General features: G+C 64.7%; 13 protein-coding genes and 2 pseudogenes. 5 read left to right on the top strand and 10 right to left on the bottom strand.

The annotated features are described in order from the left end of the window. Positions 1-527: 527 nt before the first annotated feature. Complete coding sequence (locus tag ACIRRA_RS44220) at positions 528-1,115, bottom strand: beta/gamma crystallin domain-containing protein (protein WP_402781565.1); 588 nt, start codon at positions 1,113-1,115, stop codon at positions 528-530. 571 nt (positions 1,116-1,686) lie between these two features. Here ACIRRA_RS44220 and ACIRRA_RS44215 point away from each other — a divergent pair. From ACIRRA_RS44215 to ACIRRA_RS44205, 3 genes and pseudogenes are all read left to right on the top strand, one after another. Next, a pseudogene (locus ACIRRA_RS44215) lies at positions 1,687-2,820 on the top strand (IS701 family transposase). Continuing rightward, positions 2,817-2,981 (top strand): hypothetical protein, encoded by a 165-nt coding sequence (locus tag ACIRRA_RS44210; RefSeq protein ID WP_402781562.1) that lies wholly within the window; start codon positions 2,817-2,819, stop codon positions 2,979-2,981. The pseudogene ACIRRA_RS44215 and the gene ACIRRA_RS44210 overlap by 4 nt, the downstream one beginning before the upstream one ends. 248 nt (positions 2,982-3,229) lie before the next feature. Beyond that, a pseudogene (locus ACIRRA_RS44205) lies at positions 3,230-4,025 on the top strand (IS5 family transposase). Positions 4,026-4,406: 381 nt separating this feature from the next. Here the strand turns inward: ACIRRA_RS44205 and ACIRRA_RS44200 are convergent. The 3 genes from ACIRRA_RS44200 to ACIRRA_RS44190 are packed head-to-tail and all read right to left on the bottom strand — an operon-like array spanning position 4,407 to position 5,642. Beyond that, the gene (locus tag ACIRRA_RS44200; protein ID WP_402781559.1) at positions 4,407-4,628 is read right to left on the bottom strand and encodes a hypothetical protein; all 222 of its coding nucleotides are present in this window, start codon (positions 4,626-4,628) and stop codon (positions 4,407-4,409) included. After that, positions 4,625-4,945, bottom strand: coding sequence for a DMT family transporter (locus ACIRRA_RS44195; RefSeq protein ID WP_402781556.1), 321 nt, complete (start codon positions 4,943-4,945; stop codon positions 4,625-4,627). The genes ACIRRA_RS44200 and ACIRRA_RS44195 overlap by 4 nt, the downstream gene beginning before the upstream one ends. Position 4,946: 1 nt before the next feature. After that, a complete protein-coding gene (locus ACIRRA_RS44190; protein ID WP_402781553.1) occupies positions 4,947-5,642 on the bottom strand; it encodes an FMN-dependent NADH-azoreductase in 696 nt (231 codons plus the stop codon). 57 nt (positions 5,643-5,699) lie between these two features. On the opposite strand from ACIRRA_RS44190, the gene ACIRRA_RS44185 reads away from it, so the two are divergent. After that, complete coding sequence (locus tag ACIRRA_RS44185) at positions 5,700-6,341, top strand: TetR/AcrR family transcriptional regulator (RefSeq protein WP_402781550.1); 642 nt, start codon at positions 5,700-5,702, stop codon at positions 6,339-6,341. A 213-nt stretch (positions 6,342-6,554) separates the two neighbouring features. On the opposite strand, the gene ACIRRA_RS44180 is transcribed toward ACIRRA_RS44185, so the two are convergent. The 5 genes from ACIRRA_RS44180 to ACIRRA_RS44160 all read right to left on the bottom strand — a co-directional run bounded on the left by ACIRRA_RS44180 (position 6,555) and on the right by ACIRRA_RS44160 (position 12,324). Next, positions 6,555-6,977: a hypothetical protein gene (locus ACIRRA_RS44180; protein WP_402781547.1), complete on the bottom strand. Its 423-nt coding sequence runs from the start codon at positions 6,975-6,977 to the stop codon at positions 6,555-6,557. Positions 6,978-7,464: 487 nt separating this feature from the next. Next, the gene (locus ACIRRA_RS44175; protein WP_402781544.1) at positions 7,465-8,904 is read right to left on the bottom strand and encodes a hypothetical protein; all 1,440 of its coding nucleotides are present in this window, start codon (positions 8,902-8,904) and stop codon (positions 7,465-7,467) included. Between the two features lie 416 nt (positions 8,905-9,320). Next, positions 9,321-10,151, bottom strand: coding sequence for a transposase family protein (locus ACIRRA_RS44170; RefSeq protein WP_402781541.1), 831 nt, complete (start codon positions 10,149-10,151; stop codon positions 9,321-9,323). A 232-nt stretch (positions 10,152-10,383) separates the two neighbouring features. After that, complete coding sequence (locus ACIRRA_RS44165; RefSeq protein WP_402781538.1) at positions 10,384-11,748, bottom strand: carotenoid oxygenase family protein; 1,365 nt, start codon at positions 11,746-11,748, stop codon at positions 10,384-10,386. Between the two features lie 18 nt (positions 11,749-11,766). Further along, entirely contained in the window at positions 11,767-12,324 is a 558-nt protein-coding gene (locus ACIRRA_RS44160; protein WP_402781535.1) for a hypothetical protein, read from the bottom strand. Positions 12,325-12,527: 203 nt separating this feature from the next. Between ACIRRA_RS44160 and ACIRRA_RS44155 the strand changes: the two genes are divergently transcribed. Then, positions 12,528-13,079: a PadR family transcriptional regulator gene (locus ACIRRA_RS44155; RefSeq protein ID WP_402781532.1), complete on the top strand. Its 552-nt coding sequence runs from the start codon at positions 12,528-12,530 to the stop codon at positions 13,077-13,079. Between the two features lie 119 nt (positions 13,080-13,198). Here the strand turns inward: ACIRRA_RS44155 and ACIRRA_RS44150 are convergent, their stop codons facing one another. Continuing rightward, a complete protein-coding gene (locus ACIRRA_RS44150; protein WP_402781529.1) occupies positions 13,199-13,684 on the bottom strand; it encodes a lipocalin-like domain-containing protein in 486 nt (161 codons plus the stop codon). Positions 13,685-14,029 lie beyond the last annotated feature (345 nt).

The raw sequence follows: 14,029 nt of genomic DNA, 5'->3' as shown, positions 1-14,029 counted from the left end.
AACTGCGCCGGGCAGCGAGCCGAAGGCTGAATTCTGCTATTCACGCAGACGTCGAATCCGACAACCGCCGGATGTGTGTGGGCAGATTCGGCCCGGCCCCCAACAAGGTCGGATCGACACACTGGTAACCAGCAAGCCGTCCAACTCTGAGCACCGTCTGGGTCGCACCCAGGGAGTCCAGGGCAGCAACGCGGGATCCATGTTCGCTCGGCGCGTCTGGAAGCCATCTGGGCGTGTAGCTCTGTGGCTTCGTGCTGCAGCGACGGAGGGTGGAGGCAGGGGTTGTGTGCGTTCGAGTTCGGCGCACGCGCGCAGCGGCATGGCACGTTCGGGAGGTTCGCTCACCGGCGGCGGGCTGCCTGGGGCGGTAAGTGAAGTGCTACGTACTAGACAGTTCCACGGACTTCTGGGCCAGGCCAATACTTGGCGGGGTGCTGCGAACAGCACGTCGAACCCACGGACCGAGTTGGCCGTCGGCTCCGAGTTCCGGCTGCCGGATTACCTACCCGACGTTGCCCGACACGGCATCAGCCACGGAAGAAGAAGTCGAGCCGATTGGTCGGTTGCACATAAGGAGCGAGGTTCGGGGGACAATTCGTGGCATCGTCGATTCGGACGGAAGAGTCGCTGTCACGCCACACCAGGTGGAGCGCACCGGTGGCCACGTACTCGCCGGAATCCTCGTCGCGGAGACAGACCGCTAGGGTCACCCGCGAACCGTCGGCGGGCATAGAGCCGAGCAGTGCCTCCTCGCGGAAGCCAACGGTGACTCTGCTGCCGAGCTCCTGGGACTCGACGGTGAGGCTGCAACGTCTCGGCTGGCCAGTTTGGTCTACCAGGCCGACCCTGATTTCCCGGATGTCTCTGGCCGTCACCTTGAACGCTGTCACTCCACGGACGGCGGTGATGTCGGGTGTATCGACGGTCCACTGGTGTTGTGGCCCATCCTGGGAGGTGTACCGCCAGGCCACCACCGTCGCGGCCTCTCCCACGCGAACCGACTTGTATCGGTCGGTGATCTCACCACCGACCTGCACTGCCCCGCCGCGATCATAAGTGGACGATGTCCCGGTGTAGTCGACGTTGGTGTAGAAGGTGACCTCGGAAGCGCTCATGATCGTCCTCTCGGCGTTGGACTGTGACGCGAAACCACTTGTCCTGAAACCTTATTCGCTATCAATACACAGCAAGGCCGAATTGACCCCCACGTGCACCGCACAGGCGGTGAGTTTTCACCTTCCTGACCGGCTTCACTTCGATACCGGCTTCACTTCGATCACACTCCGCGCCATCGCTTCACCACCGAGGGCCTGTTCGTGTGGCAGGACTCGATCCGCGATCACGTGCACGACATCTGTCGTGATCGGCCCCAGCCACCGCGAACGGCACTGAACTGCGCAAACCTCTGGCTGGACCGCCTCGAAACCTCGGTGACCCCAAGAGAAACCGCGGCCGGAGGCTCGACCGGAATCCGCATCGGCGGCTTGAGCTGCTCCGGCCATTTATCGAACATATGAGCGATACTAGACGGATCATGTGATCCGTCCCCAAGGTAAGCCGGATCGCGCGGTGCGGTGTACCCGTGGGTGTAACTGAGTGGCCCGTAGTCGAATCGGGGGTACGGCTATCCCCTCCCTTTAATACTGCAACGACAGTTGTGTGAGTCGGTGCTGGTAGATCTGTTGTGTGGTGTTGGATCATGTTGTGGCCGAGTTGGATTCGTTGATGGGCAGGGTGGGTGCGCGGTTCGTGCGTTCGGAGCCGCGGGCTCGGTGCGGGAGTACGTGTCGGGGCTGGTGGCGGGTTTGGAACGCAAGAACGGGTGGACCGTGGCCGAGCATGCCGGGGAGGCGGGTCCGCAGGGGATGCAGCGGTTGTTGCGTCAGGCGGACTGGGATGTCGAGGGAGTCCGCGACGACGTGCGCGCCTATGTGGTCGAACACCTCGGCGACCCCGAGGCGGTGGTTGCCGCTGACGAGACCGGATTTTTGAAGAAGGGCACGAAATCTGCTGGGGTGCAACGACAGTACTCGGGGACGGCCGGACGGACCGAGAACTGCCAGATCGGGGTGTTCTTGGCGTACGCGTCCGCGCACGGGCACGCGCTGATCGATCGGGAACTGTATGTGCCCGAGTCGTGGACCGCCGACCGCGACCGCTGCCGGGACGCGGGCATTCCCGACGAGGTCGAGTTCGCCACCAAGCCCCGGGGAGGTGATCACCATGTTGGAACGGGTGCTGGCCGCCGGGGTGCCGTTTCGATGGTTCACCGCCGACGAGGCCTACGGTCAGGCCGGTTACCTGCGGGACTGGCTCGAAACCCGTGACGTGTTCTACGTGATGGCCACCCGCTGCGACCAGCAGATCACTACCCGTGCCGACCGCGTCGGCCGCGCCGATGCGATGGTCGCCGAGTTCACCGCGACGGCGTGGCAGCGGCTCTCGGTCGGCGCGGGCGCGCATGGGCCCCGCGAATTCGACTGGGCGCGACGTCAGATCGAGGGCACCTGGGCACGCGGGCGTGGACACTGGCTGCTGGCTCGACGCTCGATCAGCGACCCGACCCAGATCGCCTACTACCTGTGCTACGGGCCTGCCGACGCCCGCGTGGTCGATCTGGCCTTCACCGCCGGGTCCCGCTGGCACATCGAGGAAGCGTTCCAGCAGGCCAAGGGCGAGGTCGGACTCGACCATTACCAGGTCCGCACCTTCCGGGCCTGGTATGCCCACATCACCTTGTCCATGCTCGCCCTGGCCTGGCTGGCCGCATCCAAAGCCATTGCAGCAAAAGGGGACTCACCGACCATGCCGAAGACATGATCGCGCTGACACTACCGGAAATCCGGCGACTACTCATCGCCATCGTCCTGACCCGCTTCCACCCCGCTCAACACACCTGGGACTGGTCGAACTGGCGACGCCGCCGCCAATACCAAGCCCGCCTGTCCCACTACCGCCGCCGCGGACACCCACTCACCTGAGTGTCGTTGCAGTATTAAACGGCCCGTGGGGTCCAGATGGTCGAAAAGTCACTCTAAGCAGGAAGTGTGCACCAAATCCCTTGCAGGGAAATAGATTTCGCGATGGACCTGCCCATCTTCGAGAAAAGTCACTCTAAGAACTCCTAACAGAATGGGTCGTTTGGGGGGAATGATGCGAGATCGGTTGGTGTTCTTGTTGTGTCGGCTGTGACTGGAGGTACGAGACGGCGCAACGTAGACCGTGGGAGATCGATGATCGGTTGTGGGAGCGCATCGCGCCCTTGCTGCCGGTGATCCCCCGCAAGACGCACCATCCCGGCCGCAAACGCTTGGACGACCGAAAGGTTCTGTGCGGCATCCTGTTCGTGCTCTACACCGGCATCCCCTGGGAGTTCCTGCCCCAGGAGTTGGGCTACGGCTCAGGTATGACCTGTTGGCGACGGCTGCGGGACTGGCACGAGGCCTGTGTGTGGCAGCGGCTGCACGAGTCGCTGTTGGCCGAGTTGAACGCCGCCGAGGCGCTGGATTGGTCGCGGGCGGTGGTCGACGGCTCCCACGTGCGGGCGCTCAAAGGCGGCCCAAAACCGGACCGAGCCCGGTCGACCGTGCCCGAACCGGCTCGAAACACCATCTGATCACCGAAGCGCACGGCATTCCGTTGGCGGTGTCACTGACCGGCGGTAACCGCAACGACCTCACCCAACTCATGGCTTTGATCGAGGCGATCTCGGCGGTTCGGGGACGACGCGGGCGTCCCCGCCGACGCCCGGACGCCCTCTACGCCGACCGCGGCTATGACCACGACAAGTACCGCAAGCTGGTGCGGGGCAAGGGGATCACCTCGTTCATCGCCCGCCGTGGCATCGAACACGGCTCCGGGCTGGATGTGCACCGGTGGGTAGTCGAGCAGAGTTTCGCACTGCTGCACTGGTTCCGACGGCTGCGCATCCGTTGGGAAATCCGTGCGACATCCACGAAGCCTTCCTCAGCCTCGCCTGCGGCATCATCTGCTGGCGTCGACTGGTCAACCTCTCACTCTGTTAGGAGTTCTAACACTGTGATGCCCCGGACATAGACCCAGGGCATCGCGAAAAAGGTTGTGGCTGTAGTTATTCCCCGGGCCGGGTGAGGGTGATCAGCCGGTCAGGTATGTCATCTCATCCTTCCAGCCGGTGCAGGTGATTTGCCAAGAGGGCATGGACGGGTGCCTCGGGGGCGGCATGTCGTTGTTCGCGACGGGGGTGGTCAGGCTGATATTCGCGGGTTGGTTACCGCAGGACGACTGTCCGGCAGGAATGGTACTGCTGCTCTAGGGTCGAGCGCGGCAACCACGTGAATGTTGTTGCTGCTCATAATACTTTCGCAGATCGTTCCTCACGCTGCCGCCTCCTTCGTTCTTCGCGTCGACCGGCTTGTGGGTGGTGTTCAGTCCTCGATCGTGGCCAGCGACCAGCGCCATCGGGCCAGTTCGCGGGCGACCGTCACGTTGGCGACGACGGTCCGCTTCTTGCGTGCGGTGAACTGTTCCCATCGGTGATGTAACCGCTGGTTGCCGGCGCCCGCGGGCGCGTGCCGTGGGTGGGGTCGGGAGGCCGAATCGGGGCGACGTCCATGCGCGAGCACGATACCGGCCCGCCCCGCCATCACCCCGGATTGGTCACGCGCGCCAGCACGATGCCGCCGATGATCATGGACAGCGCCAGCACCCGGCCCACGCTCAGCGGATCCTTCTGCAACACAATGCCGAGCGCGATAGCGCCCACCGCGCCGATACCCGTGAAGATCGCGTAGGCGGTACCGACCGGCAACGATCGCATGGCGTAGGACAGCAGGTACACCGCGACGGCCGCCAGCACGAAGCAGAGCAGGGTGGGCGCCGGCCTGGTGAAATTCTGCGTCGGCTTGATCGATTGCGACCACGCGATCTCCACCATCCCGGCCAAACCCAGGACGAGCCAGTTCATTTCAGTACTCCTTTCCGAGCCGACGGGCCGCCGCCAGAGCGGCGGCGTAGGACGCCTCGTGCCGGTCGCGCAGGTGCGCCAGGGCCGGGTCCTGCCGCGAGTTGGCGAGCTCGGCATTGATGAAGACCGAGTCCTCGACGGCGAAATGCCCGACGAAGAAGTCGCGCAGGTAGCGCTCCTGGTAGTCGTAGCCTGCCTTGGGGGAACCCGGGCCGTAGCTTCCGCCGCGCGCGGTGGCGACCACGAACCGTTTGGGGGCCAGCGACATTCGGGGGAAGGTGATCTGGTCGAGCCAGGCCTTGAGGCTCGCCGGGATCGAGTAGTTGTACATCGGCGTGGCGATGAGGATGACGTTGGCGGCGCGCGCCTCGGCCAGCAGTGGGCCCGCGATCGCCCAGGCCTCCTGCTGCGCAGGCGAATCGGCCAGCTCGCCGAGACGGTCGAGGTCGGTGCTGCCGTGCGCGAGGACGCGGTCGCACAGTTCGGTCCAGCCCTCGCCGATGAACGGGATCGGGTCGCCGGCCAGGTCGCGGTGGACGTACGTACCGTCGGGATGCTCTGCGCGCCAAGCTTCGGTGAAGGCGGCGCCCAGCCCACGGCTGATCGAGTTCCGGCGGGCGCTGGCGTCAAGGTGCAGCAAGGCGGTCATCAGCGGATCTCCCATCAATTGGACATTGTGTCCGGTTACTGCCGTCACGATAGTTCCCAATCGGACATCTTGTCCAGTTATTGTCCGGAGGTTACAGTGAGCTGCATGAATGCTCCCCGGTTGCCGCTTCTGAACGACGAGTCCGCGGCAGCGCCGGTCGAGCGTGCGGACGCGGCCCGCAATCGGGCCAAGGTGCTCGCCGCCGCGGCGGGGCTGTTCGCCGACCGCGATCCGCGCACGGTCACCATGGACGACATCGCCAAGGCGGCCGGGGTCGGGCGTGGGACGCTGTATCGGCGATATCCGGACGTGGTGTCGATCGCGGTCGCGCTGCTCGACGAGCACGAACGGGCATTGCAGGAGCAGCTGCTGCGCGGGGCGCCGCCGCTCGGGCCGGGCGCACCGCCCGCGGAGCGGCTGGCCGCGTTCTACGCCGCCATGGTCGAATTGCTGGACGCGCACGCCAATCTGGTGCTCGGCACGGAGGTCGGGGGTGCGCGCTTCGGGACCGGGGCCTATCAATTCTGGGCAGTGCACGTGCGGACGTTATTGACGGAAGCCGGTGTGGCCGAGCCGGATTCGCTGGTAGATGCGCTCTTGGCCCCGCTCGCCGCCGAGGTATATCAGCAGCAGCGGAGACGCGGCCTCGGGTCCGAACAGATCGCAGCCGGGCTCGCCCGGGTCGCGCACGGCATCCTCGGCGGAGTGTGCGGCTGGACAGCCGACGACAGTTCACCCGGCGGATGAGCGGTCGTGGGTATTCACTTGTCGCTCAGACCATGTCTCGACGCCGGATCAGCCGGATCGCGTCTTTGGCGAACAGGCTAGAAGCGGGTCAATAGACCTCGTATGAAAAGTAGTTGCTCGGCCAGGGCGCGGAAGTTGGTGTCGGCTTCCTGGGATCGCCACATCAGCAGCTTCAACGGCTGCTCGTCATGGAAGGACCGCTGCGGGCGCCGGTCAGAAGTCGTCGTCGTGCCCGGCGAGCTGCCGCCCCAGCGTCCTGGCGTCGTCCACGAGTATTCCCAGCGGGGTCTCATACTTGCGCGCGTTGTCATAGTTGTCGTCGGGCTCGAGGGCCTCGGCCAGCAGAAGCGCATGCCGCAGCATGATGTGCTCACCTATCACGACAAGCCCGCCGACGGTGACCATGCTGCCGACCTTGGTGAGTACGGCGGGGAGATCGATCTCGGCGGCCTTGGCGAACGGCCTTTCGATCTGGATCCATTCCTCGTCTGCCCGTCTGATCACGACGTCCGGGGCGGCCCAATCCTCGTCAGCGTCCTCGACCTTGATGCTGATTTTGTCGGGCTCAACGTCCACGCCGTAACTGTCTTGAGAAATGAGCTCGACAAGCAAGTCCCACTCGCTGCTGTTTTCCACGCGTTTTCCTCCACAGTCGGCAGCATCCCGGATGTAAACCGTAGCAAAATCCGCTGCGGCCGAAGGGAATTCGTCCGATCGATACGATGCTGTGAGACCGGCCGAGCCGCCGGCTGTGCCGGGGCAAAGTCGGCGGAGGCCAACCGTTGGCACCGCTGCCCGCCACGATCGGTACCGACGCAGTGCATTTGACGCGTCCGATCCTTGACACGTCCGCGTGTCATGACCCCATCCCATCAGATCGGTCACCTTCACCCCATGAAGGTTCACCGACCGACCGGCCGGGCCGGTCGTGTCCGGCATTCTCACGCAACTGATTCGAAGACATCTGCGACCGTGCGTGCCTGGGCACTGTTGATTCGTGCCATCAGCGCGGTATCCGGGCCGCTGCGCCACCCGATCTCGCTACCGTGCGGTGCGGGTGAGCCGATCATGGGGCGGGGCGGGGAATCCGGGTGCGGTTACCGCGCCGCACTCTCACGTCGGATCATCCGGCCGGGGTCATAGTTGGACGGCTCCGGAATCGGTGCCCCGCTTCGCCGACTCGGGGCGGTGCATCGTGCTCGGCGGCCGGGTGGATCGGCCCGCAGACTCTTTCTGATCCGCCCGGCCTGAGCAGCAATTGGACCGTCTGGTCCGTGCGGAAGATCCAGGTCGGTTCCCCGGTTGTCGTGTTGCGCCGGACGACGAACGAGCCTCTGGGCTGTAACCCGTGGCCGTGGTAGACGGTGCCCGCGTAGACCAGGTCACCGTCTGCTGTTTCCACGCCCGGACCGGCAAAGTGTGTCTCGTCCGGTGTCCATGAGAAGGGGAACACCCGTGTGAAGTCCGTCGCCTTCGGCGCACGCGGATAGTCGGCCACGGTTGTCTCTTCCAGATCGGCTGTGGCCAGCCATACTTCGTACTCATCGATTCCCAGCGCGTCTTCGTTGGGCTCGATGTCGTAGAAGTAGATGCGGGTCCCGCGGCGGATACGGAGCCTGCTGCGTTCGTGGTTGGAGCCTTCAGGGGCCAGCGCCGGCAGGCCGTCGACACATCGCACCAGAGCCACCGGAGCGAGGGAGCTCAGGTGGTCGAGCTGCGCCCCGTTCTCGAGAGAAATCCGGACCACCGACTGCGGCTCCTTTTCCCATCCGGGGCGTGTCAGAGCCGTCCAGGCCGAAAGCTCATCGGCGGCAACGACGATGTCACGCCCACCCATGTCGTCCGGGACAGTCCACTGCCGTTGTCCGGAGGGCAACCAGGATTCCAGTCCGACGCCGTCGAGCGCGGCAATGATCCTGCCGTCCGAGAGCCCTTCGATGGCGCGGATGTTGCGTCGAGGCTCCCACTTTGGGGACAGATCGCAGATCCGCTGGCGGGCTCGAGCCTGGCAGTCGGGCCGTGGCAGCGGTATTCGTGGTCCGGCCAGGTCGTATCCGGTAAGCGAGTTCGGCGGTACGGACCTCCAGTCCGGCCGATGTACTACCGCGACATGCCCCTCGACCCATGCGCTCTTATCTTTGTAGTCGTCCGGCGGTGCCATCTGCACGCGCAACCCACGATCGTCGAGCCAGTCCAGACCCAGGACCTGGCGACCGTAGTAATTCTCGATGAGCGAGGTGACCGCGCCTGTCTCCAGGTCCAGCAGGAGTAACTCTCCCTCGAAAAAATAGCCGCCGTCATAGCTACCCGAGCCGACGGCAAGTAGAGGCAAGCTGGGGTGGAACGCCATGGCGTGCACGGGGAAACGCGCACGAAGCAACGCGCGGCATTCCAGGTCTTCGATGCCGTACACACCGACCGGCGTAGCGCGGTCGAAATGGTCGTACGTGCCCGCTACTGCCAGCACATGCTGACGCTCGTCGTCGACGATGAGGACAGGATCACCGGCTTCGGCGAAGGGACGATCCCCGATGATCCGGTCAATCCGGAACGTAATGGACATGCAGACATCCTGCCGGTTCGTCGCACAGGTGCACCGCAATCCGACCTCTCCTCAAGCAATCTGATCGCCTACCAGCAGCTGCTGAAGCCGACTTCGAACATCGCTGATGAGGACTTCGAACACTGACAGCGGCAGCCAGATTCGCTGGGTGGATCGGTCTTGGAACCCCGTGTCTGAATCAACGTTTCCAGCGCCCGGGCTGCGGGCTGGCTACTCCCTCTACGGCCGGCCTCTGGTGAGGCCTGTTCCGGGAGCGTTCGGAAAGCGATCCGCGACGGAATCGTCGGCTCTCAGCGAGCAGCGGATGTACGGTCGATCCAGACGGATCGGTCATCAGATCAGTCATCGGATCGGTCATTTTCACACCGACCGGCCGAGCCCGGTTCTGTCCGGCATTGAGGTGATCTCACCGACTTTCATTCGGTCTGGCGGTATTCGAAATGGGTGAGGACGAGTGCGGCTTTGACGATGGTGCCGATCTTGTCGGGGCTGCAGGTAAAGTGGCGCAGGGCGCGCCAGCGACCGACGAGGACGGCGAAGCCGCGTTCGCCGAGGCAGCGCAGCCCGCGTAGCAGGGCGTTGTAGGTGCGGTTGTCGGCGTCGAGGGCCCGGCCGTCGGCGGGCTGTTTGAACGGTGTGTGCACACCGATGCCAGCGCCGTCGTAGCCGCCGTCGGCTAGTGTCGGCAGATCCAGATGTGATGCCGCCCAATACAATGCGCCCAGCACGTGGTCCCGGGCGGCGACCAGGTCGTGCACCGAGCCGGGTTCAATGTCCGCGACCCATAGTGGCAATCCTGTTGGTGCACACAGGGCTTGGATGTTGCCGCCGTGGGTGTGAGCTTTCCCGGAGTACCACAGGTCGATCTGTTTCCCTTTCACGCTGGTGGTCTGCTCGTTGCAGCGGTCGGAGTCGAAGACTTTCCCGTCGACAATCAGGTACGCCAAGCCCTCGTCGTGAGCGCGGAGCAGGGCTTCGTGCAGGTCGGGGGCTTGTCCGGCGAGAATGGTGACGCCTTCGCCGTGGTAGCGGTAGGCGGTGGCGCGGCTGATGCCGAACCCCGCACCCAGCACACCGAGGTCTTCCTGCTTGCGCAACCACACCACCAGGAACAACGCTTGCTTCCAGCAGGTCAGCGCACGGCTGCCGCGGCGGGTGCCCCGTGCCCGTCGTTCGGCGGCCAGCAGCCGCGACACGTACCCGACCAGTTCCCGGGGAACGTCGAGCATGGCAGGATAGGCGATCACGTGGAGTCCTTTTGGTCGAGATGGATCTTGTGGTGAGAAACCATCTACCGAGGACTCCACATCCACATCCAGCACCCAATCGGCGTGTCGCCCAAGGACTTCCGTCACAGCACCCGAAACGGTCGTCTACCTTGCTGGGATCACCTCAGTGGCCGTTGTATCGGCACGTGATCGGCTTGCGGGCCGGTGGCCGCAAGCCGATCATCGTTGCTCATATCGGGTGGTGCGGTAGTCAGGCGGTGTGATCGGCGGAGATCAGGCCGGGTTCGTCGGGTAGCCAGTTACCGTGGAATCCGGCGGGTACCCGTTGGGGTAGATGGATTTCGGCGATCGGACCTGCGGCGATGTCGTCGGCGTCGAGGATGACCAGGTCGCTGCGGTCGGTCGCCGCGTCGTACAAGTAGGTCAGCAGCCAGCCCGGGCCTCCGGGGGTGTGGTCGGCCGGAGCGAAGGCGGCCTCGGCCGGGTTCCGTCCCTGCGGGAACACATAGCTTGTCGCGGTGTCCGAACGCAGGTCGTAGCGGTGCAGGGCGCCGGGCCTGCCGTGCTCGCCGGATACCGCTCCGCTGGTGGTGTGCCCGTACCGGGCGGGCAGGCCGGCCAGCCGGTCGTCGATGCGCGGGAATTCGGTTCCGCGATCGTCGATTTGGTGTTCGGTGACCGTGCCGGCGGCGAGATCGATGGTCCAGCGCCACAATTCGCCTCGTTCGCCCAGGGCGACACCGTCGCCGAGGTGGTCGTAACGCACGACGTGCAGGGTCAGTATCTGCCCGGTGGGATCCTCGTGGGCGTTGAGACCGTGGAATACGTAGCAGGGCTCGATGTCGAACCATCGCACCGGGGTTTCGGGGTGCGCGCGGTCCAGGACGCCCAGGCGTGCGCCGTAGTCGGGGCGCCAGCTGAAGGGCATTCCCGGTGACTGTGCCCGCACCTGGTCGAACACCATCGGAAGGTCCATGAACACGATGTGCCGGGAGGTGAGGTGGAAGTCGTGCATCATCGTCGGGGCGGCGACGTCGATCGGCCGGCTGTAGACCAGATTTCCGGCGGGGTCGGCGCGGTGATAGGTCACGTAGGGGCGTTGGTGTGCACCGTATCCGAAGAAGTGCAGTTCGCCGGTGCGGGGGCAGACCTTGGGGTGGGCGGTCATCGCGGTGTGCAACCGGCCGTCGAAGTCGTAGGCGCCGAGGGTGTCGAGTTCGTGGCCGGCCCGCAGGTCGAGTTCGTACGGTAACGCCGATTCCACGAGCGCGAAGGTGCGTCCGGCGTGCCGCACGACGTGGGTGTTGGCGACCCCGGCGGTCAGATCGGGTGAGTCGATGCCGTTGTCACCGGGGATTTCTCCGGTGAATCTGGTAGTCCGGACCCAGCGGTTGCGGTAGGCGACCGCGCGGCCGGCCTCGAGACGGACGCCGTGGACCATGCCGTCGCCGACGAACCAGTGCGCCGAGCCTGCGGTACGCGGGTTGGGGCCGTTGCGTAGGTACCAGCCGGTCAACTCGGGTGGGATGGCGCCCGATACCGGTAGTTCGGTCGCGGTGATCTCGGCGGGGACGGGGGCGAAGTTACCGAGCAGATGGGGAACTGGGCTGTTCATGATGGGAAAGTCCTTGATCTAGGCGGCGGAGGGGTTCGTACGCTGCGCTACGGCCTGCATGTGTGCGCTGTAGCGGACGGTGAAGGTGGCCGGGATCGCGAACGCGGCGACCTGGACCGCGATGCGCGGCCCGTCGGCGTGTGCCAGCACCGCCAGCGCGATGCACCCGATGGTGAAGCTGGCGGTCCACACGGCGGTGATGAGGTAGTTGGCGCGCAGGAACCCCGGGTTCGACCACAGCTCCGGGGGGGTCGACTGCTTGGCGATCGGCAGGGTGAACGGCATGCGGACGACCATCGAGATCCCCGCGACGAGCATCAGCACGCCACTGGAGATCGCGGGCGAATACGGATGCAGAGCCGTGTTCGGGTCCGCGAACGCGACGATCGTCAACGCGAGGAAGAACACCCCGGTACCGATGTCGATGACCATCGCGGCGATCTCCCGACCGTCCCGGACCAGGCGGGTGATCTCGATCAGAGACAGGCACGTGCCGATCAGTGCCGCCCACTGCCAGTAGTGGTCCGGTACGACCGCGTAGACGATCCAGGGGGCGAAGGTGCGCAGGTAGGACATGGCGGACTGACTCCTAGATATTCCATCTGAGACATGTTGTAGACGAATATTCCGGTACCGGAATGTAAGTCGATCATGATACTGCGCCTTCGACATGTCAACACCGCAATGTATGGTGTGGTCATGAGCAGAGCGCAGCGGAACGAATCATCGGCACAGGGCGCCGGGTGCACGACGGAGCCGTGTGCGGGCGAGGTGGAGTCGTGAGCCTTCGGCATGCCCTTCTCGGCCTGCTGGCGGACCAGCCGGCCAGCGGCTACGACCTGCTGCAGCGGTTCGCTGGATCGCTCGACAATGTGTGGTCGGCCTCGCAGACCCAGGTGTATACCGAGCTGACGAAGCTGGCCGGCGAAGGTTTGATCACCGCGTCCGAGGAGGGGCCGCGCCGGCGCAAGGAATACTCGATCACCCCGGCCGGCGACACCGAACTCCGAAACTGGCTCAGCACAAACGAATCGAAGACGCCCGCCCGCAACGAGATGCTGCTACGAGTCTTCTTCCTCGGCATCCTTCCGCCACAGCAGGCCCTCGACCACATGGCCGGCATCCGGGAACGCTCCCGCGCCGGACAAGACGCGCTTGCCGCGCTGGAGCAATCCACCGATTGGACCGACGAAGCCTTCTCCGACTACGGACGAATCGCCCTCGAATGGGGCAAGCGATTCCAAACGATGAACGAGGAGTGGGCGCAGTGGGCCGAGGAACAGATCGAGGCACGCCGACCGGGAGAATCCAGGAGAGAAACGGCGGGCTGAGTTGTGGCTCGGCAGTGCCGGAGCTGATCCGACGCCTGCGGCCAACGCCCGGGCTCCGGCGGCGAATCAGGTGGCGGTTGAGCCTGCGGAGCAAGTGATCCGCAGGCTGCACAGACTCTTCACCGAGGACGGGCCACTTCGGTTCGTTCCCAGGTAAGGCGGACGAACCATCGTTCGCCATCGATGACGAGTGGCTCGGCCAGTTCGAGTGTGAGCCGGTCGCCGGCGAGGGTGGCCCTGCGGGCAACGGTGGTGTGCTCCCAGTTCGGGAACAGTGAGACATCGGGTATGTGGTTGATGATGCCGTCGTCGGACACGGTGTAGCGGCCGGCATAGGCCAGGTAACCTGCGGCGGCCGCAGCGCGTTCGATGTCGCTGCCGCCGTGCGGAGAGCCGTCTGTGTACTGCTGCCGACCGGTGGATCCGATCTGTACCGACATATGACCGGACGGGGTGTAGATGATCATGCCCTGAGCGTCGTCTCCGAGCAGGTAGGTGCGGTTGCCACCGTGAGCGTCTTCCATCAGATAGGACACGAGCTGCCACGCTCCGATCACAGCCTCCGCGATTGGATTGCACCTCAATGTGTTCGCTTCAGTCACCATGCCTCCTCAGGCCCCACCCTAGTCAGCAGCGGAACAGACATCACACGAGGGCGTTGATCTTGTGCGCCCAACGGTACCGGGGACTCCGCGTCCTCACCGGCACCCAACCGGCATGTCGCCCAACATCTTCCGCGACAGCAAGTGAAAACCGTTGCCTACCTTGCTGAGATCACCTCACTAAGAACTCGTAACAAAATGGGGCTGGTGGGGGGAATGATGCGAGATCGGTTGGTGTTCTTCGTGTGTCGCCTGTGACTGGAGGTATACGACGGCACAACGTAGGCCATGGGAGATCGATGATCGGTTGTGGGAGCGTGTGGAACCCCTGCTGCCGGTGGTCCCCCG

Source organism: Nocardia sp. NPDC101769, assembly GCF_044766925.1.
Classification (GTDB): Bacteria; Actinomycetota; Actinomycetes; order Mycobacteriales; family Mycobacteriaceae; genus Nocardia.
The sequence above is the reverse complement of the archived record's forward strand: the minus strand, read 5'-3'. Positions and strand labels throughout refer to the sequence as shown.

Coding starts and splice junctions, on each gene's coding strand:
- ACIRRA_RS44220 (WP_402781565.1), bottom strand. CDS start 1,115: ATGAGCGCTTCCGAGGTCACCTTCTACACCAACGTCGACTACACCGGG.
- ACIRRA_RS44210 (WP_402781562.1), top strand. CDS start 2,817: ATGATCGCGCTGACACTACCGGAAATCCGGCGACTACTCATCGCCATC.
- ACIRRA_RS44195 (WP_402781556.1), bottom strand. CDS start 4,945: ATGAACTGGCTCGTCCTGGGTTTGGCCGGGATGGTGGAGATCGCGTGG.
- ACIRRA_RS44185 (WP_402781550.1), top strand. CDS start 5,700: ATGAATGCTCCCCGGTTGCCGCTTCTGAACGACGAGTCCGCGGCAGCG.
- ACIRRA_RS44175 (WP_402781544.1), bottom strand. CDS start 8,904: ATGTCCATTACGTTCCGGATTGACCGGATCATCGGGGATCGTCCCTTC.
- ACIRRA_RS44165 (WP_402781538.1), bottom strand. CDS start 11,748: ATGAACAGCCCAGTTCCCCATCTGCTCGGTAACTTCGCCCCCGTCCCC.
- ACIRRA_RS44160 (WP_402781535.1), bottom strand. CDS start 12,324: ATGTCCTACCTGCGCACCTTCGCCCCCTGGATCGTCTACGCGGTCGTA.
- ACIRRA_RS44150 (WP_402781529.1), bottom strand. CDS start 13,684: ATGGTGACTGAAGCGAACACATTGAGGTGCAATCCAATCGCGGAGGCT.